This is a genomic window from Ensifer sp. NPDC090286 (assembly GCF_044769565.1).
GTDB lineage: Bacteria > Pseudomonadota > Alphaproteobacteria > Rhizobiales > Rhizobiaceae > Ensifer.
On the sequence record NZ_JBIVYF010000005.1, the window covers coordinates 289,837 to 315,331 of the forward strand.

At 64.3% G+C, this 25,495-nt stretch carries 18 protein-coding genes; 11 read left to right on the plus strand and 7 right to left on the minus strand.

What is annotated here, in order from left to right:
• Positions 1-10 precede the first annotated feature (10 nt).
• Positions 11-595: a winged helix DNA-binding protein gene (locus ACIQUG_RS25575; RefSeq protein WP_402324926.1), complete on the minus strand. Its 585-nt coding sequence runs from the start codon at positions 593-595 to the stop codon at positions 11-13.
• 121 nt (positions 596-716) lie between these two features.
• On the opposite strand from ACIQUG_RS25575, the gene ACIQUG_RS25580 reads away from it, so the two are divergent.
• The 4 genes from ACIQUG_RS25580 (at position 717) to ACIQUG_RS25595 (ending at position 10,697) form a co-directional block, all read left to right on the plus strand.
• Positions 717-4,337 carry a hydantoinase B/oxoprolinase family protein gene (locus ACIQUG_RS25580; RefSeq protein ID WP_402324927.1) on the plus strand — a complete coding sequence of 1,207 codons (3,621 nt, stop codon included), beginning with the start codon at positions 717-719 and terminating at the stop codon, positions 4,335-4,337.
• Between the two features lie 292 nt (positions 4,338-4,629).
• Complete coding sequence (locus ACIQUG_RS25585; RefSeq protein WP_402324928.1) at positions 4,630-6,531, plus strand: methyl-accepting chemotaxis protein; 1,902 nt, start codon at positions 4,630-4,632, stop codon at positions 6,529-6,531.
• A 252-nt stretch (positions 6,532-6,783) separates the two neighbouring features.
• Positions 6,784-7,743, plus strand: coding sequence for a 3'-5' exonuclease (locus ACIQUG_RS25590; protein ID WP_402324929.1), 960 nt, complete (start codon positions 6,784-6,786; stop codon positions 7,741-7,743).
• A gap of 671 nt (positions 7,744-8,414) precedes the next feature.
• Positions 8,415-10,697 carry a TonB-dependent receptor gene (locus tag ACIQUG_RS25595; protein ID WP_402324930.1) on the plus strand — a complete coding sequence of 761 codons (2,283 nt, stop codon included), beginning with the start codon at positions 8,415-8,417 and terminating at the stop codon, positions 10,695-10,697.
• 72 nt (positions 10,698-10,769) lie between these two features.
• Here ACIQUG_RS25595 and ACIQUG_RS25600 read toward each other — a convergent pair whose 3' ends face one another.
• From ACIQUG_RS25600 to ACIQUG_RS25625, 6 genes are all read right to left on the minus strand, one after another.
• Positions 10,770-12,311 (minus strand): aldehyde dehydrogenase family protein, encoded by a 1,542-nt coding sequence (locus ACIQUG_RS25600; RefSeq protein ID WP_402324931.1) that lies wholly within the window; start codon positions 12,309-12,311, stop codon positions 10,770-10,772.
• An 18-nt stretch (positions 12,312-12,329) separates the two neighbouring features.
• On the minus strand, positions 12,330-13,214 hold the full coding sequence (locus ACIQUG_RS25605) for an NAD(P)-dependent oxidoreductase (RefSeq protein ID WP_402324932.1): 885 nt from the start codon (positions 13,212-13,214) through the stop codon (positions 12,330-12,332).
• Between the two features lie 161 nt (positions 13,215-13,375).
• Entirely contained in the window at positions 13,376-14,293 is a 918-nt protein-coding gene (locus ACIQUG_RS25610) for a LysR family transcriptional regulator (RefSeq protein ID WP_402324933.1), read from the minus strand.
• Positions 14,294-14,317: 24 nt separating this feature from the next.
• Positions 14,318-15,475 carry a M20 aminoacylase family protein gene (locus tag ACIQUG_RS25615; RefSeq protein ID WP_402324934.1) on the minus strand — a complete coding sequence of 386 codons (1,158 nt, stop codon included), beginning with the start codon at positions 15,473-15,475 and terminating at the stop codon, positions 14,318-14,320.
• A 115-nt stretch (positions 15,476-15,590) separates the two neighbouring features.
• Complete coding sequence (locus tag ACIQUG_RS25620; RefSeq protein ID WP_192450285.1) at positions 15,591-16,103, minus strand: hypothetical protein; 513 nt, start codon at positions 16,101-16,103, stop codon at positions 15,591-15,593.
• 15 nt (positions 16,104-16,118) lie between these two features.
• Positions 16,119-16,937 (minus strand): DUF3100 domain-containing protein, encoded by an 819-nt coding sequence (locus tag ACIQUG_RS25625; RefSeq protein WP_402324935.1) that lies wholly within the window; start codon positions 16,935-16,937, stop codon positions 16,119-16,121.
• 448 nt (positions 16,938-17,385) lie between these two features.
• On the opposite strand from ACIQUG_RS25625, the gene ACIQUG_RS25630 reads away from it, so the two are divergent.
• From ACIQUG_RS25630 to ACIQUG_RS25660, 7 genes are all read left to right on the plus strand, one after another.
• Positions 17,386-18,411, plus strand: coding sequence for an ABC transporter substrate-binding protein (locus tag ACIQUG_RS25630; RefSeq protein ID WP_043621413.1), 1,026 nt, complete (start codon positions 17,386-17,388; stop codon positions 18,409-18,411).
• Positions 18,412-18,570: 159 nt separating this feature from the next.
• Positions 18,571-20,076, plus strand: a complete 1,506-nt coding sequence (locus ACIQUG_RS25635) for a sugar ABC transporter ATP-binding protein (RefSeq protein WP_402324936.1) — start codon at positions 18,571-18,573, stop codon at positions 20,074-20,076.
• Entirely contained in the window at positions 20,076-21,068 is a 993-nt protein-coding gene (locus ACIQUG_RS25640; RefSeq protein WP_402325204.1) for an ABC transporter permease, read from the plus strand. The genes ACIQUG_RS25635 and ACIQUG_RS25640 overlap by 1 nt, the downstream gene beginning before the upstream one ends.
• Positions 21,065-22,021 carry an ABC transporter permease gene (locus ACIQUG_RS25645; RefSeq protein WP_402324937.1) on the plus strand — a complete coding sequence of 319 codons (957 nt, stop codon included), beginning with the start codon at positions 21,065-21,067 and terminating at the stop codon, positions 22,019-22,021. The genes ACIQUG_RS25640 and ACIQUG_RS25645 overlap by 4 nt, the downstream gene beginning before the upstream one ends.
• Positions 22,018-23,037 (plus strand): LacI family DNA-binding transcriptional regulator, encoded by a 1,020-nt coding sequence (locus tag ACIQUG_RS25650; RefSeq protein WP_402324939.1) that lies wholly within the window; start codon positions 22,018-22,020, stop codon positions 23,035-23,037. Before ACIQUG_RS25645 ends, ACIQUG_RS25650 begins: the two co-directional genes overlap by 4 nt.
• Positions 23,038-23,115: 78 nt before the next feature.
• Positions 23,116-24,360 carry a Gfo/Idh/MocA family protein gene (locus tag ACIQUG_RS25655; RefSeq protein WP_402324941.1) on the plus strand — a complete coding sequence of 415 codons (1,245 nt, stop codon included), beginning with the start codon at positions 23,116-23,118 and terminating at the stop codon, positions 24,358-24,360.
• 252 nt (positions 24,361-24,612) lie between these two features.
• Positions 24,613-25,449 carry a universal stress protein gene (locus ACIQUG_RS25660; RefSeq protein ID WP_402324943.1) on the plus strand — a complete coding sequence of 279 codons (837 nt, stop codon included), beginning with the start codon at positions 24,613-24,615 and terminating at the stop codon, positions 25,447-25,449.
• The last annotated feature ends 46 nt before the right edge of the window (positions 25,450-25,495 follow it).

The following is a 25,495-nucleotide window of genomic DNA, read 5'->3' on the forward strand; positions in this document are numbered from 1 at the left end:
TCTTCCTCGTTTAAAGTGTGGTCGCGGCGCGCGCGGACTGTTCATAGGCGCCCGACATGAAACGCAGGACGGCGGCGATTTCGGAGAGTGTCTCTTCGGAAGGGCGCGCCTTTGCAGTCGAGGAGACCAGCAGGCTTTCGCGGATCTTCGCGTAGCGGCTGCAGGCGTCCGACCCCTTGTCGGTGATGAGAATGGTCTTTTCCTTGCCTTCCTTGCCCGTCGTCACCAGGCCGGCGGCCTCGAGCTTGCGGATGGCATAGGTCGCGACATGGGTGTCCTCGATGTCGAGCACGAGACAGATGTCGGCGAGCTTCTTGCCGCGATCGCGATGGCGGATCGTGTGCAGGATCAGGATTTCGATCGGGGAAAGACCAGGAACGCCGGCGGCCGCCATGCAGCGCATCATCCAGCGGTGAAAGGCATGCGATGCGAGGATCAGCCCGTATTCGACTTCGGAGAGACCGGGAGAGCCGCCTTCGGCAAGGTGTGCGGAAGAGACGATCGGGCCGATGGCCGCGACCGGCTTTAGATGTTCGGGCAGGGCATTTTCGGCCCATTCCCGTCCTTCGAAGTTCTCCTCCGACTTCTTCGTCATTCAGCTCTTCCTCATCTTGACGATTTTATGTCATCATTTTATCGACATTTTGTCAACGAACTGCTTTGATGAATTTCCGGGCTTGCACAATGAAGCGGCTCGCGAATGAGAGGGATGGACAATGAGCGCACGCGAAACCGGCAGCTGGGACTTCTGGATCGACCGTGGCGGCACCTTCACCGATGTGATCGGTCGCGATCCGCAAGGGAGCCTGCATGCGCGCAAGGTGCTTTCGGAAAATCCGGAAGCCTATCGCGACGCAGCCGTCCAGGGCATCCGCCTGCATCTCGGCCTTGCGACCGGTGCGCCGATCCCGACCGGGCTCATCGGCGAAGTGCGCATGGGAACCACGGTTGCCACCAACGCGCTGCTCGAGCGCAAGGGCGAGCCCTTAGCGCTGGTGACGACCAAGGGTTTCCGCGACGCGCTGAAGATCGGCTACCAGGAGCGCAAGAAGATCTTCGCGACCGAAATCATCAAGCCGGAAGCGCTCTACCAGGATATCGTCGAACTCGACGAACGCGTGCTGGCCGACGGTTTGGTCGAGCAGCCGCTCGATGAGGCGAAGGCGCGTGTTGCCCTCGAAGACCTGAAGGGCAAGGGCTACAAGGCCGTCGCCATCGTCTTCATGCATGCCTACAAGTATCCGGAGCATGAGGCGACCGTCGCCCGGCTCGCCCGCGAACTCGGCTTCGAGCAGGTCTCGGTCAGCCACGAGGTTTCGCCGCTGATCAAGTATGTCGGCCGCGGCGACACCACCGTCATCGACGCCTATCTCTCCCCGGTTCTGCGCCGTTACGTCGCCCAGGTCTCCGGCGAACTGGATATCGCCCGCACCGGCGCGCGCGTCATGTTCATGATGTCGTCGGGCGGCCTGACGGCGGCGGAGATGTTCCAGGGCAAGGACGCGATCCTCTCCGGCCCGGCCGGCGGTGTCGTCGGCCTTGCCAAGACCGGTGAAGCCGCCGGCTTCGATCGCGTCATCGGCTTTGACATGGGTGGTACCTCGACCGACGTCGCCCATTTCGACGGCGAATACGAGCGCGCGTTCGAGACCGAAGTCGCCGGCGTGCGCGTGCGCGCGCCGATGATGCTGATCCACACGGTTGCTGCCGGCGGCGGCTCGATCCTGCATTTCGACGGCGAGCGTTTCCGCGTCGGCCCGGATTCTGCCGGTGCCAATCCGGGGCCCGCCTGCTACCGCAACGGCGGCCCGCTCGCGGTCACCGACGCCAATGTCATGCTCGGCAAGCTGATTCCGGACTTCTTCCCGGCGCTGTTCGGCCCGAACCAGGATCAGCGTCTCGATGTCGAGACCGTGCGCGACCGCTTCGCGGCCATGGCCGCCGAGATCGGCGACGGCCGCAGCCCGGAGGATGTGGCCGACGGCTTCATCCGCATCGCCGTTGCCAACATGGTCGAGGCGATCAAGAAGATTTCGGTGCAGCGCGGCTATGACGTGACCCGTTATGCACTGAGCTGCTTCGGCGGCGCCGGCGGCCAGCATGCCTGCCTCGTTGCCGACCAGCTCGGCATGAAGAGCATTCTCGTGCATCCGATGTCCGGCCTGCTTTCGGCCTATGGCATGGGGCTTGCCGATATTCGTTCGACCCGCCAGAAGGCGCTCGGCGTTGCGCTCGACGACCAGGCGCCGGCAGCGCTGAGCACGCTCGGCGCCGAGCTGGAAGTCGAATGCCTAGGCGAGCTCGAAGCGCAAGGGATCGCCCGCGAGGAGATCCGCACGCATCTGCGCGCCCATATCCGCTATGCCGGCACCGACACGGTGCTTGCGGTCGACGCGACTTTCCCCGCGCATGACGATATCGCCCGCCTGCGCGCCGAGTTCGAAGAACTGCACAAGCGTCGCTTCGGCTTCGTTGCCGACAACAAGGCGCTGGTCATCGATGCCGTCGAGGTCGAGACGGTTGGCGGCGGTGCCGCCCAGATGGAGCGCGAAGGCGCATCCGTCACCACGGGCATGCCCGACGTTTCACGCCGCACCCGCTTCTATTCACAGGGTCAGTTCCACGATGCGCCGGTTCTGCTGCGCGCCGAACTGAGCCCCGGCCAGCGGCTCGACGGTCCCGCCATCATCATCGAGCCGAACCAGACCGTCGTCGTCGAGGACGGCTGGCAGGCGGAGCTGACGGCCAAGGACCACATCGTGCTCCGCCGCGTGAAGGCGCTGCAGCAGCAGAGCGCGATCGGCACGCATGCCGATCCGGTCATGCTGGAGATCTTCAACAATCTCTTCATGTCGATCGCCGAGCAGATGGGCGTGACGCTGCAGAACACCGCCTATTCCGTCAACATCAAGGAACGGCTCGATTTCTCCTGCGCGGTTTTCGACAACCGTGGCAACCTCGTCGCCAATGCGCCGCATATGCCGGTGCATCTCGGCTCGATGGACGCCTCGGTCGCAACGGCGATCCGCGAGAACCCGGTGATCAAGCCCGGCGACGTGTTCCTGATCAACGCGCCCTATAACGGCGGTACGCACCTGCCTGACCTCACCGTCTGCACGCCGGTCTTCGACGATGCCGGCAAGGAGATCCGCTTCTGGGTCGCCAGCCGTGGCCACCATGCGGATATCGGCGGCATCTCGCCGGGCTCGATGTCGCCGCTTGCCACCAACATCGAGGAGGAAGGCGTCTATATCGACAACTTCAAGCTCATCGATGCCGGCCGTTTCTGCGAAGCGGAGCTCGAAACGCTTCTGAATGGTGCGCGTTATCCGGTGCGCAACATCCTGCAGAACGTCAACGACCTGAAGGCGCAAGTTGCGGCCAACGAAAAGGGCGTCGCCGAACTGAAGAAGATGATCGCCCAGTTCGGTGAGGATGTGGTCGAGGCCTATATGGGCCACGTCCAGGACAATGCCGCCGAAAGCGTGCGCCGCGTGCTGGACCAGTTGCCTGACGGCGAATTCTCCTACGAGATGGATCAGGGCTGCAGCATCGTGGTCAAGATCACCGTCGACCGCGACAAGCGCGAGGCGACGGTCGATTTCACCGGCACGTCCGAGCAGCGTGGCGACAACTTCAATGCGCCGGCGCCTGTCACCCGCGCGGCGGTTCTCTATGTCTTCCGCGTGCTGGTCGAGGCCGACATTCCGATGAATGCCGGTTGCCTGCGTCCGATCCACATCGTCATCCCCGAGGGCACGATGCTGACGCCGCGCTATCCGGCCGCCGTCGTCGCCGGCAACGTCGAGGTCAGCCAGGCCGTCACCAACTGCCTGTTCGGTGCGGTCCAGAGCCAGGCGGGCGCGCAAGGGACGATGAACAATCTGACCTTCGGCAACGACAATTATCAGTATTACGAGACGATCTGCTCCGGTGCGCCGGCCGGTCCCGGCTATAACGGTGCCGATGCGGTTCACACCCACATGACCAACTCGCGCCTCACCGATCCGGAAATCCTCGAAACCCGCTTCCCGGTGGTGCTCGAAGACTTCCACATTCGCCTCGGCTCTGGTGGTCGCGGCCAGTGGCACGCCGGCAACGGCACGAAGCGCACGATCCGGGCGCGCGAAACGCTCGATTTCGCGATCCTCTCCGGCCATCGCCGCGTCGCGCCCTTCGGCATCAAGGGCGGCAGCCCGGGTGAACTCGGCCGCAACATCGTTCGCCGCAATGACGGCCGGACGGAGGAGCTGTCGGGCTGCGCCCACACGGTGCTCGAGGCGGGCGAAGCCTTTACCGTGGTGACGCCGACCGGCGGCGGCTACGGCCGGTCATAAGCCGGAGAGACTGAAATCTCCCAAGACTGCTGCGGTGGTCTGCGGGCGGGCGAGCGATCGTCCGCCCGTTTTTCGTTCCGGGATATGCGCCATTTCTTTTGCTGCATATGCGAAAAGACGTGATCGCTTTTTTAACTCGAATTTAAATTCGAAATTACTAAGTGCTTATTGGTCAGTGCGCGCCCGACCTCCTCCCTCGACGGCGCTCGCAAACATCCGGTCCTCCTCCCGCCGGTTTGGCTGACCATGTCCCTCCCAACAGCGCGATCGCGACATCCAAGGAGTCACGGCAGTGACGTTCAAGAACCTCTCGATTTTGACCAAGGTCGGCCTCGTGGTCGTGGTCATGGGCATTTCCTCCATTCTGATTGCGCTCGCCGGAGCGCGTGGTCTTTCCTCGCTCGGTGCGACGATCGTCGATGTCGGCGCCCGTGAGGAAGCAGCGCGCGAGGCGATGGACCTGCGCGTCGACATCATTGCCGTCAGCCGCATGACCTACCAGCTTGCCGCCGCGCCTGAGAACGCAGCCGACTTTGGCGCGGAAACCGAGAAGCGTGCCGAAGAAATGCTCGGTCGCCTGACCAAGATCGAGGCCGTTGCCGACGATGCCGAAGACAAGCTGCTGAACGACATTCGCCTGACGCTCAACAGCTACTTCGACGAGATTCGCGCCATGGTCGCCGTTGCCGCCGAAAAGGGCGGAGATGCCGGTGCCGTCAAGGCCGCACTCGACAAGGCGCTCGAAGCCCAAAAGACGGTGACGGCAACGGTCAAGACCTACAGCACCTATTCCGGCGATGCGCTGGCGACGGCCCGTAAAGAGGCGCTCAACTCCTCGTCCGTGGCCATGACGATCCTTGCCGCGGCTGCTGCGCTCTGCGTTCTCTTCGGCGTCGGCGTCAGCCTCGTCGTTGCTCGCCGCGGCATCGTCATGCCGGTCCGTGAGCTGACTTCGACGATGAGTGAACTTGCCGACGGCAAACTCGATGGAGATGCGACGGACGTTTCCCGCCGGGACGAGATCGGCGAGATGGCCCGCGCCGTTGAAGTCTTCCGCAAGAACGGCATTGCCATGCGTGCGATGAAGGCGCAGGAGGCCGCTCTCCATGCTCGCAGCAGCGACCTGCAGTCCAACATCAGCGTTGTGGTCGCTTCGGCCGTTGCCGGCGATTTCACCGGCCGCATCAACAAGGACTACGAAAACGACGACCTCAACCGCTTTGCCTCGAGCGTCAACGAGCTGGTGTCGAGCGTCGATCAGACGGTCAACGAGGTTCGCCGCGTCATTGCAGCCCTTGCCGATGCGGACCTGACGCAGACCATGCGCGGCGAATTCCACGGCGCCTTTGCCGAGCTGCAGGTGAACGTCAACCAGACGATGGTGACGTTGCGCTCGACCATGCAGAACGTGCGCAGTGCTGCCAGCACGATCAACGACAACTCGGCCGAACTGAGCTCGGCTGCCAACGATCTGTCGAAGCGCACGGAACAGCAGGCGGCCGCGCTTGAAGAGACCGCTGCGGCACTCGATGAGATCACCTCGACCGTGCGCACCGCCTCCGAGCGGGCGAACGAGGCGCATGAGATGGTGCGCGCCACCAAGGAAAGCGCCGGCCGGTCCGGCGCGATCGTGCGCAGCGCGGTCGACGCGATGGGCCGCATCGAGGATTCGTCGAACCGCATCAACCAGATCATCTCGGTCATCGACGAGATCGCCTTCCAGACGAACCTGCTGGCGCTCAATGCAGGCGTCGAAGCGGCACGCGCCGGCGAGGCCGGCCGTGGTTTTGCCGTCGTCGCCCAGGAAGTGCGCGAACTCGCCCAGCGTTCGGCCAATGCCGCCAAGGAGATCAAGACGCTGATCCACAGCTCGGCATCGGAAGTCGAAACCGGCGTTTCGCTGGTGCGCTCCACCGGCGAGGCGCTGCTGGAGATCGAGACGCTGGTCAACAATGTCAGCGGCCACGTCAACACGATCGCAACTGCCGCCCGCGAGCAGGCGACTGCGCTGCAGGAGATCAACACCTCGGTCAACCACATGGACCAGATGACCCAGCAGAACGCGGCGATGGTCGAAGAGACCACGGCGGCCAGCGGCACGCTCGCCGAAGAAAGCCGCCAGCTGCGCACGATGCTGGCCAAGTTCAAGCTGGAAGGTGCTGCGGCACGCGAAAGCTGGAGCCGCGCGGCCTGATCGAGCGGCGCAATCGCCACGACTTGACTGACATTCTCGCTGCGGCGGCACTGTCGTTTTTGCACCCCGTGTTGACGGGGGCAGGGACGACGGTGCCGCCGCAGCCTATTGAAGCGAGGGGCAGTTTCCCCATCTTTTGCCCCTGAAAAACCAGGCACTCCTGCGCCTTCTTCCTGATTTTCTGGGAAGCATGCCCTTTAGCGGCTATTCTGGAGCCCACGCGTGTGAGTCGTTAATGTGCGGGACAACCGAATGACGCAGCAGTTCGACCTCTTTGCTTCGAGCGAGGCCACCTCCAAAAAGGCAGGCGGTGGCTCAGCGGTCAAAAGAGCATCGCTGAACGAGGAAGATATGGTCCGTCACCTTCAGGCGACGGGTCGTTACCGCCTGTTGCAGCGGCTCGTGCCGCGTTCCGTGGTGCCCGTCGCCCGTCCCGGCTTTCCGCTGCATGGCGTCATTCTCGATACCGAAACTACCGGGCTCAACCACCGCAAGGATGAGATCATCGAGATCGGGCTGGTCGCCTTTACCTTCGATGAGAAGGGGAACCTCGGCGATGTGACCGGTGTTTTCGGCGGCTTGCGCCAGCCGGCCAACCCGATTCCCGCAGAAATCACCCGCCTGACCGGCATCACCAACGAGATGGTTGCGGGAAAGTCGATCGACCTCGACGAGGTGCGGACGCTGATGGAAAAGGCGGACCTTGTGATCGCCCACAATGCCGGCTTCGACCGGCCCTTCTGCGAGGCCTTCTCGCCGGTTTTCGCAGGAAAGGCATGGGCCTGTTCCGTCTCCGAGGTCGATTGGTCCTCTCGCGGCTTCGAAGGCACGAAACTCGGCTACCTGATCGGGCAGGCCGGCTACTTCCACGACGGCCATCGGGCGGTCGACGACTGTTTTGCTCTGCTTGAAGTCCTTGCCAAGGACGGCGGCTCCGGCGAAACACCCTTTGCCGAGCTTTACCAGGCGAGCCTGCGATCGCGCGTCCGCATTTTTGCGGAAAACAGCCCGTTCGATATGAAGGATCACCTCAAAGCCCGCGGCTACCGGTGGTCTGACGGAAGCGACGGGCGCCCGAAAGCCTGGTGGGTCGAGGTCGCCGAAACCGCACTGGAAGGCGAACTCGGCTATCTCCGCTCGGAGATCTATCGCTGGAAGGAAGCCGATCCGCCGATCAAGCGCTTGACCGCTTTCGATCGCTTCCGCGCCTGACAGGCGAGCGAGCCGCTCCGGCGGACTGAGCGGCCCTTCAGCGGATATGGGCGTTGCTCGATAAGGGCATCCTTTTCCCACCGATCTTCGGATGGCCCGGTTTGCGATCGGCCGGCCGGCATTGGAGTGGGTTGTGCCGTGTCCGGCGTGAGATAACGGACCCGCCAGGCCCGATTACCCGTCATTCCGCATCTGGCAGGCAATGTCCGGTTTACCGTTAACCGCTGAATTCACGCACAAAAAGCGTGGACGCCCGGCCGAATCCGACTATACGTGCACAGACTTGACTTAGAAATTCAAGTTTTATGCCGTTGTTATAGTTGATGTTTCAATGCCGATGTTCGCAATGTCGCCCAGTTTTGAGACCGCTCCCAACCATGGGATGCCCCGCGATCGCCGACACTTTGTCGGGCTGCGGGCCTGCATCGGCGTAACCGCACGCGCTGCGACCGAAGGGCCGGTCACGCACCCGCTTTGCCGAAGCGAGCTGCTGCGCACGAGACCCGTCTGTCGGTCGAAATAGCCGCAACCGAACGCAATGTCTGGGGCTCGCCCTGCACCGTTTTTAAACGGGCAAGGCGCGTGCGTCGCGTTCTGAGCGGCGGCTGGGTTCGGCCGGCGACCGTGGCGGATACGGAATTCACGTTAATCGAAGTTACAGGGGTAAGAGAATGGCAAGGGGCAGGTTCAATTCGGTTTCGCGTCGGCGAGGCAAAGTCGTTCTGGCGGGCGTGTCGCTGCTGGCGATGTCCGCCGTGGCGGCGTCGGCGCAGGAGGCGCGCAAGACCAACCGGGTCGAAAGCCCGGCCCAGGCTGAACGCAGTTCGGGCGGCGCGACGCAACTGGCCCCCATCGTGGCCGTCGGGCAAACGGGCGGCCAGCCGCCTGAGACCGGCACCATCGGCCAGCCTTCGGCTCCCTATGCGGGCGGTCAGATGGCGACTGGCGCACGGCTCGGCGCGCTCGGCAACCGCCCTGTCAAGGAAACGCCGTTCAGCATCACCAGTTATACGGACAAGCTGATCCGCGATCAGCAGGCGCGAACGATCTCCGACATCACGCTCAACGATCCGTCCGTGCGCATGGACGCGCCGGCATTCAGCGAGCGCGACTCCTTCTTCATCCGCGGCTTCTCCGTCACCAACCTGGATACGGCCTTTGACGGCCTCTTCTACATCACCAATCCGCGCCGGAGCCCGCTTGAGGGTATCGAGCGGGTAGAGGTCCTGAAGGGGCCGAGCGCGCTGGTCAACGGTGGCGTCGGCCGCGTCGGCGGCACCATCAACCTCGTGCCCAAGCGCGCCACCGACGAGCCGCTGACGCGGCTGACGACGACCTATATGTCGGACTCGCAACTGTGGTCGCACCTCGATGTCGGCCGCCGTTTCGGACCCGAGGGCGAATGGGGCGTCCGTTTCAACGGATCCTATCGCGGCGGCGACACGGCGCTTGATCACAACGAGAACGAGATCGGCGTGCTGTCGCTCGGCCTCGACTATCGCGGCGAACGGGTACGCGCCTCGCTCGACATCAACCACTCCAAGCAGAACATCAATGCGCCGGCCTCGCTGTTCAACGCGGCAGCGCCGGGCATCAAGATCCCGGAAGCGCCGGACGGCCGCATCAACACGTCCAATCCGTTCGAATACCATGACAGCGAACACAACATGGTTGCCGGCCGTATCGAGTTCGACGTTCTCGACAACACCACCGTTTACGCGGCCGGTGGCATCAGCCGTTACCGCGAGGACTTCCTGAGCACCTCCTACACCATTCAAAATCCCAACGGCGATGCGCTGGCCGAATTCGGCTACAACCCGCAGGAGATCCAAGGTGTCTCGGGGGAAATCGGCCTTCGGTCTGAGTTCGATACGGGTCCCGTCGGTCACCAACTGAACGTTTCCGTGAGCCGGGCGCTCAACGAGAACAACCGCGGCTACTTCCATCCCGGTCGGCTCGGCTTCAGAAGCTATATGACGAATATCTACAACCCGATCTATGTGCCGAGCGATTGGGTCAATACGGGCGGACTTCCGCGCTCGAACGACCTACATGCATTTTCTGACCTGCTCGCGACCAGCGTTGCAATCTCCGATACGCTTTCGTTCGCCGAGGATCGGTTCCAGCTGACGGTCGGCGGGCGCTATCAGGAAATGCGTGTGCGGGGCTACAATACGCGTCCCGGTGCCGTGCCGCTTGGTCAGCAGACCTACTACTACGAAGAATCCCGGTTCAGTCCTGCCGTCGCCGCTCTCTTCAACGTTTCCGACAGCCTCTCTGTCTATGCCAACTATGTGGAAGCCCTGACCGAAGGGCCGTCAGCGCCGTCCACCGCTGTGAACAGCAACCAGATATTCCCTCCGGTCGTCAGCAAGCAGAAGGAAATCGGCCTCAAGTACGATCTCGGCGAGGTGATGCTTGGCGCAGCGCTGTTCGAGATCAGACAGCCCAACGGTCTGACGACCGGCGGCGTTTTCGCCGTCGACGGCCTGCAGGTCAACCGTGGTCTCGAGCTCTCGGCCTACGGCGAACCGGTTGATGGTGTTCGCCTGCTCGGCGGGGTCACGTTCATGGACGCCAAGCTCGATAAGGCAGAAAACTCGCGGACAGGGGAACGGTTCGATGGCAATCGCGTTCCCGGCGTTCCGGATGTGGCGGTCAGCCTCTACGGCGAGTATGACACGCCCTGGGTCGAGAACCTGACGCTGACGGGTCGGCTCGTCTACACCGGCAGCACCTACTACGACCAGAAGAACACACAGAAGGTCTCGGACTGGACGCGGGTCGATCTCGGTGCGCGCTATTCCTTCGAGCGCGAAGGCGGCAAGCCGGTGGAAGTCCGCGCGACCGTGCAGAACGTGTTCGACGAGAACTACTGGGCCTCATCCGCCCGCGGTTTCCTCGCCGCCGGCGCACCGCGCACCTTCATGGTGTCGACCGCATTTGAATTCTGAGCTAGCGGAATTCAGTCATAAAAAGAAACGGCCGGCATTCGCCGGCCGTTTCTCCTTTCAGGGATGTCTCGATCAGGCTTCCGGCGAATAGCCGAAGACGACGGCCGGGTTTTCTGCCGTCTCGACCCAGACGCTCTTCGTCTGGGTATAGGCCATGAGTGCGTCGCGGCCCGAGGAGCGGCCGTAGCCCGAGCGGCCGAAGCCGCCGAAGGGCGACATGACGCTGATCGTCTTGTAGCCGTTGATCCAGAAGGTCCCGGCCCGTACCTTCGAAGCGAGCCGGTGTGCGCGGCCGACATCCCGGGTCCAGACGGCGCCGGCAAGGCCATAAGGGTTGTCGTTGGCAAGTGCGATGGCCTCATCCTCGTCGTCGAAGACGGTGACGCCGACGACCGGGCCGAAGACCTCTTCGCGGGCGATCGTCATGTCCGGCTTGACGTTGTCGAGAATGGTCGGCGCAAAATAGAAGCCGCCGGAGGACTGAAGGGCAGCCGGCTTGGCGCCGCCGGTTGCAAGCGTCGCACCTTCGGCCACGCCCTGCTTGACCATTTCCTCGATCTTCGCCCATTGGCGGGCGTTGTTGATCGGACCGATCTGCGTCGTATCCAGATAGGGATCGCCGACCGGAATGCGGGCGGCAGCCTCAGCGTAACGTTCGACGAACTGCTGATGCACCGAGCGATGCACGAGCAGACGCGAGCCGGCAACGCAGCTCTGGCCGGCGCCGGAGAAGATCGCCGACTGGGCGCCGACGATGGCGCGGTCGATATCGGCATCGGCAAAGACGATGTTGCCGGACTTGCCGCCGAGTTCGAGGATGCAGGGCACGACGTTCTTCGCCGCTGCCGCGGCAATCGCCGAACCGGCGAGCGCCGAGCCGACGAAAACGACCAGCGCCGTCTTCGGATGGGCGACCATCGCCTGGCCGGCTGTCACGCCTTGCCCGGCGATGACGTTGACGAGGCCACGCGGCGCACCGCCCGCCTCGCAGAGCGCACCGAGCACGAGGGTGCTCAGCGGCGTCAGTTCCGACGGCTTGATGACGACGCCGTTGCCGGCGCAGATCGCCGGCGCAATCTGCCAGCCGCCGGTAAAGAGCGGTGCGTTCCAGGGGGTGATCTGGGCGACGACTCCGACCGGCTCGTTGCGGGTATAGTTCAGGTGCGAGGTCGGGACCGGGATCACCTCGCCATGCAGCTTGTCGCACCAGCCGGCATAATATTCGAACATCTCGGCGACGCGCACCGCTTCGCCGCGGATGTCGCGGATCGGCCGGCCAGCCGAGCGGCTTTCGAGTTCGGCGATCTCGCCGGCGCGCTCGCGGATCTTGCGGGCGATCTCGTTCATCACCCGGCCGCGGGCGGAAGCCGTCATCGAGATCCATTCGCGCTGGGCGCGCGCTGCCGCCTGCATCGCCGCGTCAACGAGATCAGCGCCGGCATCCTTGAAGGTGGCAAAGATTTCGCCGGTCGCCGGATCGGTCAGCGCCTGCTCGTCGCCGGAGCCGGGCACCAGCGTGCCGTCGACATAGCTGCCGATCTCGCTGCCGGGGATGAGGCCGTGGAACAGCGCCCGGATGCGCTCGGCCTTGGCGGGCATGGTCATGTCGTTCATCGTCGTTCCCTTCAGGTCTCAGTTGTCGTTGGCCACGGGGCGGAAGGCGCCCATGCGGGTGAAGTCTTCGGCGTTATCGAGCGGGCTTTCGGCCCAGAGCTTGGCGACCGCGCTTGCCAGCGGAAGCTCGGCGCCGGTGCGCGCCGCAAGCTCGCTGGCAAGCCGCACATCCTTACGCATCAGGCCCATGGTGAAGCCGCTGTCGAAGCGGCCGTTCATCACCCAGGTCGGGAAATGCACTTCGCTGATCATCGACTTGCCGGAGGCGGCGTTCAGCACTTTCAGCGCCTCTTCGGCATCGAGCCCGGCGGCAAGCGCCAGCTTCAGCCCTTCGCCGGTCGTCACCATATGGGCGGCGGCGAGCAGGTTGTTGACGAGCTTGGCGACGTTGCCGGCGCCGCTCGGGCCGACATGCAGGGCCTTGGCCGACATCGCGTCGATGACCGGACCGGCAAGGGTGACATCCTGATCGCTGCCGCCGATCATCATCGTCAGCTTGCCGCTTGCGGCACCCGCCGGTCCGCCGGAGACGGGCGCGTCGATGAAGCCGTGGCCGAGACCGGCAAGGGCAGCAGCGAGATCACGCGAGACATCCGGCTCGGAGGTCGAGGTGTCGATGATGACGACCCGCCGGCCGGCCTCCTTCAGCGCCTCGATGTTGGCCTCGACGACGGCGGCCACGTCCTTGGCGGTCGGCAGCGAGAAGACGATGAAATCGGTGTCGAAGAAGACCTCAGCGAGTGAGGCGACCGGGGTTACCCCGCCATCGGCGGCAAGCGCGCGGCGTGCGTCGGAAAGGTCGAAGCCCTTGACGGCAAAGCCCTTGCCGGCGAGCGTCGTCGCCATGCCGAGCCCCATGGCTCCCAGTCCCACCACGCCCACTGTCGTTCGTTCCGCCGTCATGATCCGCTTACCCTCGTATGATCAGATTGATCCGGCGAAGGTGACATGCGGGCTGGTGAGCGGGTAGACGGCGCGCCTGGTACAATGCGTTGCTGGCGTGGCAACGTTTGGAGGGCCGCCGACGACGGGGCAGGCGCGCGGGTTCTTAGAGCCGGGGCTGCCTAGGACCGGAAGGACTGCATTTCCTGTGCGAGGTGCTGGCCGAGCTTTTCGACCGACAGCGGCAGGCGGCGGTGCGCCCGCACCATCAGATGCGCGCTCGCCTCGCTCAGCAGCGGGTCGGCGAGATCGATCGCCTGCATGGACCCGCGCGCGATTTCGACAGTGACGGACGTACGCGGCAGGAAGGTGACGCCAAGGCCGGCGGCGACAAAACGCCTGAGCACCTCGATCGAATGGGTTTCGAGCAACGGCGCCAGCGCCAGCCCCGCATCGGCCGCCACGCGCGCCACCAGTTGGGTCACGCCATTGCCCTTGCCGAGCAAGGCGCAGGGGAAGGCGAGGCAATCGGCCAGTTTCAGGTTGCTTCGCTCGCACAGCGGATGGCCCGCCGGCACGATGACGCAGAGCGGCTGGCGCGCAATCGCCAGCGCCCGGATGCGCGGCTCGGTCAGGGGATTGTAGGCGATACCGATATCGGCATCGCTGTTGGCGATGGCGTCGACGACATCTTCGGTGCTGCCGAGCTCGACGATGTAGCGCACATAGGAATGCGCCTTCGAAAACGACGAAAGCCCGTGCTCCACCAGATCGGCCATGAAGCCCTCGCCGCAGCGAATGCGGATGCGGGTCTGCTGGACGCCGCGGATCTGGTCTAGCTGCTCGGCGAGCAGCCCGTTGTCCTCGAGCACCCGTTTGCCGTGTTCGAGCACCAGTTCGCCGGCGTCGGTCAGAACTGTGCCGCGGGCGGTGCGCTCGAAGAGGGATAGGCCGATGTCGCGTTCGGTGTCGGCAATCTGGCGGCTGACGACCGATGGCGCCAGCCCCATATGCTCCGCAGCGCCCCGGATCGAACCGATGCGCGCAACCGCCATAAAGATCCTGAGCGCTTTCGCGTCGAGTACGTCCATGGTGGTCATGGATGCGACGGAATCCCCTTGGGGTCAACGACCAAGCGAGGTCGCAATCAAGCGTGTCCAGAGGTTTACGCCCTGGCCAATGATCGCGTCGTTGAAATCGTAGTGCGGCGAGTGCAGGCCGGGGTTAGGGCCTTCGCGTCTTGCGCCGAGCCAGAGGTAACAGCCGGGGCGTTCGTCGAGCATGAAGGCGAAGTCTTCGGCCGCCATGCTCGGGGCCGCGTCGACGACGGTCAGGGCAGGGTCCGCAGCGGCGACCGAGCGGGCGAGCGCGGCGGCTGCCGGATCGTTGATGGTTGCGGGGTAGCGGCGCTGATAGTCGAGCTCGGCCCTGCAGCCGAGGCCTTCCGCGAGCGCGGTGACGAGCGTGCGCATGCGGCTTTCGAGCGTATCGCCGACCGCCTTGTCGAACCAGCGCGTGGTGCCGCGAATCACGGCTTTCTCCGGGATCACGTTCCAGGCGTCGCCACCGTGGATCTGCGTCACCGAAACGACGGCGGCTTCAAGCGGCGAGACGTTGCGGCTGGCTATCGTCTGCAAGGCCGTGACGATCTGGGCGGCGGCCACCAGCGGGTCGGCACCCTCATGCGGCATCGCTCCATGGGCGCCGCGACCGGTAATGGTGATCTCGAACACCCCGAAGGCGGCCATCATCGCGTCGTCGCGTGCCACCACCGAGCCGACGTCGAGCGCCGGCCAGTTGTGCAGGGCATAAACGGCGTCGGCGGGAAGGTCGCGAAAGAGGCCGTCGGCGACCATGACACGGGCGCCGCCCTCGGCTTCTTCGGCCGGCTGGAAGATGAAGTGCACGGTCCCGTCGAAATCCATCTCGCTTGCCTGGCGGGCGGCGGCGAGCAGCATGGCGACATGGCCGTCGTGGCCGCAGGCGTGCATCTTGCCCGTCGTCTTGGAGGCATAGGCAACGCCGCTCGTCTCGACGATCGGCAGCGCGTCCATGTCGGCGCGAATGGCGATGGAACGGATCGACGTGCCACGCTTGAGTGTGCCGACAAGCCCGGTGCCGCCATAACCGTCCTTCACGGCGATGCCCCATTCGCCAAGCTTGCCGGCGATGAAGGCAGCAGTCTGGCGCTCCTCGAAGGCAAGCTCGGGATGGGTATGCAGGTGATGACGCCAGCGGATCGTTTCCTCAATGCGCTCGGGGCTGATGTCGTGGCGTGTCATGGCGTGCGTCCTGTCATTTGAGGGATGGCCGGCCGCAGAGCGGCCGACCCTTTTCTCTTGCACAGTTCCGGACGGAAAACCGCTTCGCAGTTTTCCTGGAATTGGGCTCCCCGCGTTACTGCCCGAGGCGCAGGAAGAGATCGGCAACGACGACCGAGCCCATATAGGTGCCGACCATCACGCAGATCGCGACGATGACGATCTTCCAGCCCGAACGGCGGGCGATCGCAAACTCGCTCGCGGTCAACGCCAGGCCGCCATAGGCAAGCGCCGGCGTCGCCAGCGCGAGGAAGTTGAGGTGCTCGACCTGCTCACTGACCCAGGCTGCACCCGGAACGCCCGGGATGGTGATGAGGATCGCGATCAGCGAAACCCAGGCGACGCTCGGCAGGTAGAAGGGCACGAAGCGGGCAAGCGCCAGGCCGACGATGCAGGCGGCATATAGCGTTGCCATGCCCGGTAGTGCGGTGAGCGGCGAGGTGCCGGTACCGACCCAGTTGGCGACGAGGCCGATGGCACAGGCGATGATCAGCAGGCCCGCATGGCCGACGACGTCGAGCTTGCGCTCGTCCTCCGGGTTCAGCGGGAGATCATCGGCATAGTTGGCGGAAGTGTTCTGGTTGGTCATGATTCTCTCTCCCGATCAGGCTGCGGTGCGACGCTCGGACGGGCGCGCCTTGTTGTAGAGCCACTCCGTCAAGGGCAGCGCGACGAACATGCCGACATAAAGCCCGGTGGCGTAGGTCAGGATGTTGCTGGCGGCGGCGAGCGCGAGAATGATGTCCTTCTGGTCCGGCACGGCCGCGACAAGACCGCCGGTACAGGCCGCAAGCATCGAGCCGGAGCCGACGCCGCAGGACATGGCGAGCGCGCGCACGTCGAAGATGCCGAGGCCGTGCACGATCGGCGGCATGATGGCGAAGACGAAGGTGCCGATCAGCGTGCCGGTCGCATAGACGCCCATGGCGCCCGCACCTTCCGGCGAGTTGAGGCCGTATTTGTCGGCGATCAGCGCGATGTTCGGCTCGCGGTCGATCGAATAGGTGGCGCCGACGGCTTCGCGACCCATCTTCAGGAGAAACACGGCGACCGGGAAGGCGACGATGATCGTGCCGAGATTGCCGAGTTCCTGCAGCACCAGCGCCGGGCCGGCCTCAATGATCTGCGAAATCTGCGGGCCGACCGTCGTTCCGAACTTGGCGATGAACGGCATGATGGCAACGGTGATCATCGCGCCGGAGAGCTTGACCGCGTCGCGCGACAGGAACTTGCCGGTCGCCTTGAAAATGGCTGGATTGAAGGCGATGCCGAGCGCGAAGGCGTAAAGGATCGGCAGGAAGATGACGGTGCCGATACCGATCGGCAGGCGCTGAATGCCGATCAGCTCGGCGACGATGACGATCGCCAGCACAAGGATATGCAGATAGAGCGCGCCCGAGGCGGCTCCGTTTTTCCCGGTCATGATGTTCTCCTCTGGTTGGGAGCCAGTTGTTGTTCTTTGCCCAGCGTTCAGAGTAGGCGGTGAGGGCAAATTGCGGCTAGCCGGCCGGCGAGCAACGAAGTGTTGCGATTTGAGCAACGGGCGGGCCGCTGTTCGGACGGTCATCGGGACCAATCCCTGAGCGCCTTCATGTCATGGCGTCATTCCTGCAGTTCATTCCAGTTGGCGCAACGACGAATCGTCAACGCCTCTGCCCTTGCTGTCGCACAGCGGGGAGGGGCAGCCAAGCGCTATTGGCTACTTTCGGCGAGAGACTTGCCGAAGTCCATTCCGTCTGCGCCCAACGCTCTCCATCATCTTGATCCTCCCGGCGACGGAGAACGAGAGCCAACAAAATTCCCTGAAAATCCCCATTGAAATCGATTACATTTTCTGGCTTCATGGTTTTCGCAAGATTTGGGAGGATCTGATGAAGAAATTTATCGCCGCAGCGCTGGGCGCTGTCGCAACCATTGCTATTTCCGCTTCTTTCGCCAATGCCGAGACTTTCAAGATCGGCCTGTCCAACGGCTGGGTCGGCAGCGAATGGCGCACGCAGATGATCGACGAGGCCAAGGAGGCCGCGGCGAAGTGGAAGGAGAAGGGCGTCGACGTCGAAGTCTCCGTCCAGAGCGCCAATGTCGATGTGCCCGGCCAGATCGCGCATGTGCGCAACTTCATCGCCGAGGGCGTGAACGCCATCATCATCAACCCCAACAGCCCGACGGCCTTCGATCCGATCTTCGCCCAGGCGAAGGAAGCCGGCATCCTGGTGATCGCGACGGACGCCGAGGTTTCCTCGCCGGATGCGACCTATGTCGGCATCGACCAGACGGCCTGGGGGGCGGCCGGCGCCAAGTGGCTCGCCGATACGCTCGGCGGCAAGGGCAAGGTGGTCGCCATCAACGGCGTCGCCGGCCATCCGGCCAACGAGATGCGCGTTGCCGGCTACAAGAGTGTCTTCAAGGACTATCCGGATCTGCAGGTGGTCAACGAGGTCAACGCCAACTGGGATCAGGCCCAGGGCCAGCAGGCGATGCAGAACATCCTTGCGACCTATCCTGACATCAACGGCGTCGTCGTGCAGGACGGCATGGCGGCCGGCGCCTGGAAGTCGATCATGGATGCGGGCAAGACCAGCCAGATCGCCGCGACCGGCGAAATCCGCAAGGACTTCATCGATCTCTGGAGCAAGGACAAGCTGAACTCCGGCGCGACCGTCAACCCGCCCGGCGTCATGGCAAGCGCGCTCAACGTCGCGGTTCTGATGCTGCAGGGCAAGGAACTGAAGGAGCCGGCAACGGCCGGTCAGTACAAGAACGCCATGTATCTGCCGATCCCGTTCATCGACTCGAAGAACCTTGGCGACGCTGCCAAGCAGCTCGACGGCAAGCCGGGCTACTACTCCTACACCAACGCGCTTTCGATCGACGACGCCACGGCGTTGTTCAAGTAAGCTCGGGTTTCGCCGGGTGGCTCCTGTCTTGAGCCGCCCGGCGACTGGTGCCGCCGATGGCGAACAAGGCCGATCGGCGTGAAAGATCGCTGCAGTGGAGCCCGTCCCGAGACACGGGCATCCCTGATGATGCGGCAAGCAACCAATGGACGACAGCCGATGTCGAAACTGAGACTGAACGGCGTGAGCAAGGCTTACGGCGCAACGCTGGCGCTACGCCGCGGCGATCTCGAGATCGCTGCCGGAGAGGTGCATGTGCTGATGGGCTCCAACGGCTCCGGAAAGAGCACGCTCTGCAAGATCATCGCCGGCAGCGTGCGACCCGACAGCGGCCAGATCCTGATCAACGACAAGCCCGTGACGATCTCCGGGCCGCAAGCCGCACGTGCCGCCGGCATCGGCATCTTCTATCAGGAACTCAGCCTCGCCAGCCACCGGTCGGTAGAGGAGAACATCTGCCTTTCCGCCTTGCCGGTGAAGGCGGGTCTCTTCATCGACTGGGCGGCGTTGAAGGCGCGCGCGGCGCGCTACATCGCACTCTTTTCTGAGGTCGCTGGCGAAGGATTTTATGCGGAGACGCTCGTCGGCAACTTGCGCGCCGACCAGCGGCAACTGGTCGAAATCATGAAGGCGCTCGCCAGCGAAGCGCCGATCCTGATTTTCGACGAACCGACCTCGGCGCTCGACCGCGCGCAGGTCGATCGCTTCTTCGAGATCCTGCGCGATCTGAAGGCGCAAGGGCGCGGCATCATTTTCATCTCACACCGCATGGACGAAATCACCGCGATCGGCGATCGCGTCACGATCATCCGCGATGGCGAAACCATCGAGACGCTCAAGCTCTCCGAGACCGATCCGGCAACGGTCATCCGGCTGATGGTCGGCGGCGCCAGCGACATGCCGGCGGCGCGATCCTCGGCGCCGGCAGCGGTGGAAATCGGGGCACAAGCGGCAATCTCGGTTCGCAACCTCGCGGGCAAAGGCTTTCGCGATGTCAGCTTCGAGGTGGCAAAGGGCGAGATCCTCGGCCTCGGCGGCCTGCACGGCCAGGGGCAATCGGCGCTGCTCCGGGCCATCTTCGGCGCAGGCACCGTCTCCTCCGGTGAAGTGACGATCGGCGGCGAACGCTACGATGCTAGAAGCCCGCGCGATGCGATCCGCCGCGGCTGCGCCTATGTCTCCGGCGACCGCGGCCGCGACGGCGTCATCAGCGGCCGCCCGATCATCGAGAACGTCACGCCGATCCACTATCTGCGCGACCGGCTGATGCTCGCGCGACCGTCGAGCCTCAGGCAAAAGGCAATGCCGGCGCTGGAAGCGATGCACACGAAATTCGCGAGCCTCTTCCATCCGATCAATTCTCTTTCCGGCGGCAACCAGCAGAAGGTGATCATCGCCCGCTGGCTGATCGACCGGCCCGACGTGCTGCTTCTCGACGATCCGACCAAGGGCATCGACCTCCAGGCCAAGGCCGATCTCTTCGCGCTGATCCGGCAGCTTGCGGCCGAGGGTCTCGGCATCCTGCTCTATTCGTCGGAAGATGCCGAACTGCTCGGCAACGCCAACCGCATCCTCGTCTTCAACGGCGGCTCGGTGACGCGTGAACTGACCGGCGACGATCGCACCCGCTACAATCTCTACCAGGCTGCATACGAGGCCGCATGATGACTTCGACCGCGACAGACATTTCTACGCCAGGGAGTGGCGGCCTGCGCTACTGGCTCGAGCGTTACCCGTTCCTGCCGGCGCTGCTCATACTCATCGCGCTGCTGGCGCTGAACGGCCTCTTTTCGCCCAACAGCTTAAGCTTCCGCTCGCTGACGGGCCTGCTCAGCACCTACATGGCGCTGGTCATGCTCGCGATCGCCCAAACCTATGTCGTCTCCGCCGGCGACATCGACCTTTCCGCCGGCGCGACGCTGTCGCTGGTCAATGTCGCGATCGTCGTTCTGATGGAGCGTTGGGGCGGCGGCGCAGGCGCAGTACTGCTTGCGCTGACGCTTGGGCTCCTCATCGGTCTTGCCTGCGGGCTGGTCAACGGACTGGTCGTTGCCGCCCTTCGGCTGCAGGCGATCGTCGCGACCTTTGCGACCAGCATCTTCTTCACCGGCCTGGCGCTCTATGTCATGCCTGTCGCCGGCACGCCGGCGCCGGCGTTGTTCTGGCGCACTTATGGCGGCCGTCTTCTGGGCCTGCCTTTCGTCTTCTACGTGCTCGCGGCGCTGGCCGTGCTGCTTTTCCTCCTGTCGCGCACGCGCATCGTCACTGAGCTTCTGGCCGTCGGCGACGACCAGCAGGCGGCCTATCAGACGGGGCTGCCGGTCGTCGCGGTCCGCATCAAGGGCTACCTGCTCTGCGGCCTGTTCTCTGCCCTCGCCGCCTTCTGCCTGACGGGCGATACGGCGAGCGGCGATCCGCTGGTCGGCGGCAAGATGACGCTCTATAGCGTCGCCGCCGTCGTGCTTGGCGGCAGTGCGCTCGCCGGCGGCTGGACGACGGTGGTCGGCTCGCTCCTCGGCGCGCTGACGATCGGCCTCGTCAATTCGCTGGTCTTCTTCATGGGCACGCCGTCGGAATGGCAGAACTTCGTCCAGGGCCTCGCCATTCTCATCGTCCTGATGGCGGGCGTGCTCGCCGGCCGGAGGGCACGGGCATGAGTTCGGTTTTCGCCTTCTTCAAACAGCCGCTGGTCGTGGCGCTGATCCTCATCGTCGCGCTGCTTGTTCTCGGCCAAAGCCTCTCGCCGGGCTTTGCCTCGGCCGACCAGATCCTGCGGCTCTTGATCGTCGCCTCGCTGCTCGGCATCGTCGCTGCCGGTCAGAATGTCGTCATTCTCGGCGGCCGCGAGGGCATCGATCTCTCCGTCGGCGGCGTCGTGTCGCTCTCGGCAATCATTGCCGGCAATGCTATGAACGGTGCCGATGGCGGCATCCTGCCGGCCGTGCTCGCCTGCCTCGCAGCCGGCGCCTTCTTCGGACTTTTGAACGGGCTCGGCGTCACGCTTCTGCGTATCCCGCCGCTGGTCATGACACTCGGCATGCTCGGTGTGCTGCAGGGCCTGCTGGTCGTCATCCGCCAGGGCATTCCCTCGGGCCGTGCCGCACCGGGGCTCTCCGCCTTCGTGACCCAGCCGCTGGCGCTCGGCATTCCCGGCATCATCTGGCTCTGGATCGCGATCGGCCTGGTCATGGCCTTCATGCTCCATCGAACGGTCTTCGGTCACCGCATCTATGCGATCGGTTCCAATGAGCATGCGGCCTATATGGCCGGCGTGCCGGTCCGGCTCATGCGCATCGGTCTCTTCATGATCTCCGGCATGTTCGCGGCGATTGCGGGGCTCTGCCTGCTCGGCTATTCCGGCTCCTCTTTTGCCAATGTCGGAGAGCAATACATGCTGTCGTCGATCATTGCCGTCGTCTTCGGCGGCACGTCTCTTGCCGGTGGCAAGGGCGGCTACACAGGAACCATGGCGGGCGCGCTGTTGCTCGTCATCCTCCAGGGCATCCTGACGACCGTGAACATCGACGAGTCAGGGCGCCAGATGGTGTTCGGCGCCACCCTGCTGCTGCTCATGCTGTTCTATGGCCGCGGGAGGGCGATGCGGGCATGAGCGAGCGGCCGAAGATCAAGGATATCGCGGAGCGCGCCGGCGTCTCTGTCGCAACCGTGTCGCGGGCGCTGAGCGGCTCGTCGCTGGTGACCGACGAGACACGCAAGCGCGTCAACGCGCTGGCGCGCGAGCTCAACTATCGCCCGAATGTCAGCGCCCGCAACTTGCGTACCCGCCGCTCCATGTCGGTGCTGCTCGTCGTGCGCGACGTCGGCAACCCCTTCTATCTCGAGATCCTCAAGGGCGTGGAGGCGACGGCGCGCGAAGCCGGCTACGCCGTCCTCATGGGCAACACCGAGAACGACCCGGACCGCGAGGTCGAGTATTTCAACATGCTGCGCGACGGCCATGCCGACGGCATGATCCTGATGACCGGCAAGCTGCCGCCGCCGCAGCCGGGCGAAAGTGCCGATCTCTCGCATCTGCCTGTTGTTATTGCACTGGAAATGATCGAGGGATCCGGTTTCCCGCATGTGCAGATCGACAATGTCGCCGCGGCTCAGGCTGCGGTCGAACATCTGATCGCGCTCGGTCATCGCCGCATCGCCCATATCGCCGGTCCGTTGCCGGAGGTCATGGCGCTTCACCGCCGTGACGGCTATCGGGCCGCCATGAAGGCCGCGGGCCTTGATATCCCCGAGGGGTACGAGGTTCGCGGTGACTATCTGCTCGAAAGCGGCGAGGCCCGCGCCGCGGAGCTTTTCGCGCTGCCGGAACCGCCGACGGCGATCTTCGCCGCCAACGACGAGATGGCCTATGGCGCTATCCATGCGCTGCGGCGGCTCGGCCGCGATGTTCCGGGCGACGTCTCGGTCGTCGGGTTCGACGACCTTTATCTCAGCAAAGCCTTCTATCCGCCGCTGACGACCGTCAGCCAGCCGCGCGCCGACATCGGCCGCACGGCGATGTCCCAGCTTCTCAACGTTCTCTCGGATGGCGACGTCGGCGCAGAGCCGGCCATCGTCCTGCCGACGACGCTCAACATCCGTGGCAGCACCGCACCGCCGCGAAAATAGCCGGAGCGGGATGAACGCGCGTGGTTTCCGCACATCCCGCATCCCGCCGTTATCACACTTGATCAATGGGAGAAGAGAATGACACAGCTACCGAAGCAGACGCTGCGCGTGGGTTTCGTCGGATCGGGCTTCATCGCCCATTTCCATCTGAAATCGATGATCGGCGTGCGCAATGTCGAGGTCACCGGCGTCTTCAGCCGCAAGGCGGAAAACCGGGAGAAGTTTGCGAAAGAGGTCGAGGCCCTCGGTCTCGGAACCTGCCGCACACATGAAAGCCTGGAAGCGCTGCTGAGCGCCGACGATGTTGACGCCGTCTGGATCCTCTCGCCCAACTACACCCGCATCGATGTCATGCGTTCGCTGCACAAGGCGGTCAAGGACGGCCGCAGCAAGGTCTTTGCCGTTGCCTGCGAGAAGCCGCTGGCGCGCACGGTGGCCGAAGCCCGCGAGATGCTGTCGCTTGCCGAGGATGCCGGCCTCAACCATGGCTATCTTGAAAACCAGGTTTTCTGCACGCCGGTGTTGCGCGGCAAGGAAATCATCTGGCGGCGTGCGGCGTCCACCACCGGCCGTCCCTATCTGGCGCGGGCGGCCGAGGAACATTCCGGCCCGCACGAGCCCTGGTTCTGGCAGGGGGACAAGCAGGGCGGCGGCGTGCTCTCAGACATGATGTGCCACAGCGTCGAAGTCGCACGCTACCTGCTGACGGCGCCCGGCGCGCCGCGCAACTCGCTGAAGATCAAGGCGGTGAACGGCACGGTCGCCAATCTCAAATGGACGCGGCCGCACTATGCCGAACAGCTGCGCAATCGCTTCGGCAGCGAGGTCGATTATCGCAACCGGCCGTCCGAGGACTTTGCCCGCGCCACGGTGACGCTCGAAGATCAGGACGGCAACGAGCTGATGATCGAGGCGACCACCTCCTGGGCCTATGTCGGCGCTGGACTTCGCATCCAGCTCGAACTGCTCGGGCCGGAATATGCGCTCGAATACAATTCGCTCTCGACCGGCCTGAAGATCTTCATGTCGCGCGAGGTCAAGGGCTCGGAAGGCGAAGATCTCGTCGAGAAGCAGAATGCCGAGCAGGGCCTGATGCCGGTGCTTGAGGATGAGGCCGGCGTCTATGGCTACACGGATGAGAACCGCCATATGGTCGAGTGCTTTCGCAAGGGCGAAAAGCCGCTCGAAACCTTCGAGGACGGTCTTGCCGTGGTCGAGATGCTGATGGGGCTTTACCGGTCGGCAGAAATCAATGCGACGCTCAACTTCCCGGCGCCGGAACTCGAACATTACGTGCCGGTCGTGGCGCGCCGCGGTGCCTGACGATTGATGCTGTGCCCCCCGCGCGCGACTGGGGCGGCAGGGCCGAGTTTGCGGGGCAATTGGGCGGCGGAGGCGATGACCGTCTTCGCCGCTTCGCCCGCAACGAGGGTCGCCGGTGTGTGAGTGCGCGCGTAGAGCCCCCATGATTATACGCTTTCCTCCATGATCCCGGTTGACGGGGATCAATGTCGCCGCGCGCGCATCTGCCTAGGCTGACCCAGTCCTTAGATCCGGTCGCGAGGAGGAAACGCGATGACATACAAGACCATTCTCGCCGTCGTCGGCGTCGATCATTCTGCAGACGATCTGCGTGCCGCCGCACAGGTCTGCGCCTCGGCAAACGCTCACCTCTCCCTGTTGATCGTCAAGCTCGCCGCTTCTCCACCGATCGGCGATTTTGCCGCCGCCATCTCGATTGACTGGCTGAACGAACGTCAGCGCGAAGTCGACAAGCTCGAATCCTGCGTGGCAAGTGCAACCGACATTCTCACCCGGGAAGGCATCTCGTTCAGCGTCGAGACGAAGTACACCGAAGCCGCCTGGGCGGATGACGAGATCGGCGAGCGCGCCCGCTATGCCGACCTGACGCTGGTCGGCGACGGCCTGATGCTGGACCCGGAGCTACGGTCGCGCACCATCGACGGGACGCTGTTCAACTCCGCCCGACCGGTCCTCGTCCTGCCCAAGGGCAAGCCGGCGCGGCTTGATCCGAAGACGGTCGTGCTTGCCTGGAACTCCCGGCTGGAGGCGGCCCGTGCCGTGCGTGAAGCGCTCGACCTTCTAAAGGGGGCCAAAATCGTGCACGTGACGATGGTCGATCCGCGGTCCGCCTCTGGCAAGAACGGCGAGGAACCGGGCGCCGATATTGCCGGTTATCTTGCCCGGCACGGCGTTTCGGTTTCCGTCGAGCGGCTGCCGAGCGGCGGGCATCGGGTCGATGACGTGATCAATCGGTTCGCGTCCGACGTCGCGGCCGATCTGATCGTCATGGGCGCCTATGGCCACTCCAGAATGCGCGAACGCGTCTTTGGCGGGGTCACCCGCTCGATGCTCGAAAACGCCGTTGTTCCCGTGCTCATGGCCCATTGACCGGCAGGGCCGGGCGCGCAGCCATCTGGCTGCGCGCCAACGGCCA

Coding starts and splice junctions, on each gene's coding strand:
- ACIQUG_RS25580 (WP_402324927.1), top strand. CDS start 717: ATGAGCGCACGCGAAACCGGCAGCTGGGACTTCTGGATCGACCGTGGC.
- ACIQUG_RS25590 (WP_402324929.1), top strand. CDS start 6,784: ATGACGCAGCAGTTCGACCTCTTTGCTTCGAGCGAGGCCACCTCCAAA.
- ACIQUG_RS25595 (WP_402324930.1), top strand. CDS start 8,415: ATGGCAAGGGGCAGGTTCAATTCGGTTTCGCGTCGGCGAGGCAAAGTC.
- ACIQUG_RS25600 (WP_402324931.1), bottom strand. CDS start 12,311: ATGAACGACATGACCATGCCCGCCAAGGCCGAGCGCATCCGGGCGCTG.
- ACIQUG_RS25575 (WP_402324926.1), bottom strand. CDS start 595: ATGACGAAGAAGTCGGAGGAGAACTTCGAAGGACGGGAATGGGCCGAA.
- ACIQUG_RS25660 (WP_402324943.1), top strand. CDS start 24,613: ATGACATACAAGACCATTCTCGCCGTCGTCGGCGTCGATCATTCTGCA.
- ACIQUG_RS25630 (WP_043621413.1), top strand. CDS start 17,386: ATGAAGAAATTTATCGCCGCAGCGCTGGGCGCTGTCGCAACCATTGCT.
- ACIQUG_RS25610 (WP_402324933.1), bottom strand. CDS start 14,293: ATGACCACCATGGACGTACTCGACGCGAAAGCGCTCAGGATCTTTATG.
- ACIQUG_RS25640 (WP_402325204.1), top strand. CDS start 20,076: ATGACTTCGACCGCGACAGACATTTCTACGCCAGGGAGTGGCGGCCTG.
- ACIQUG_RS25605 (WP_402324932.1), bottom strand. CDS start 13,214: ATGACGGCGGAACGAACGACAGTGGGCGTGGTGGGACTGGGAGCCATG.
- ACIQUG_RS25635 (WP_402324936.1), top strand. CDS start 18,571: ATGTCGAAACTGAGACTGAACGGCGTGAGCAAGGCTTACGGCGCAACG.
- ACIQUG_RS25625 (WP_402324935.1), bottom strand. CDS start 16,937: ATGACCGGGAAAAACGGAGCCGCCTCGGGCGCGCTCTATCTGCATATC.
- ACIQUG_RS25645 (WP_402324937.1), top strand. CDS start 21,065: ATGAGTTCGGTTTTCGCCTTCTTCAAACAGCCGCTGGTCGTGGCGCTG.
- ACIQUG_RS25650 (WP_402324939.1), top strand. CDS start 22,018: ATGAGCGAGCGGCCGAAGATCAAGGATATCGCGGAGCGCGCCGGCGTC.
- ACIQUG_RS25615 (WP_402324934.1), bottom strand. CDS start 15,475: ATGACACGCCACGACATCAGCCCCGAGCGCATTGAGGAAACGATCCGC.
- ACIQUG_RS25655 (WP_402324941.1), top strand. CDS start 23,116: ATGACACAGCTACCGAAGCAGACGCTGCGCGTGGGTTTCGTCGGATCG.
- ACIQUG_RS25620 (WP_192450285.1), bottom strand. CDS start 16,103: ATGACCAACCAGAACACTTCCGCCAACTATGCCGATGATCTCCCGCTG.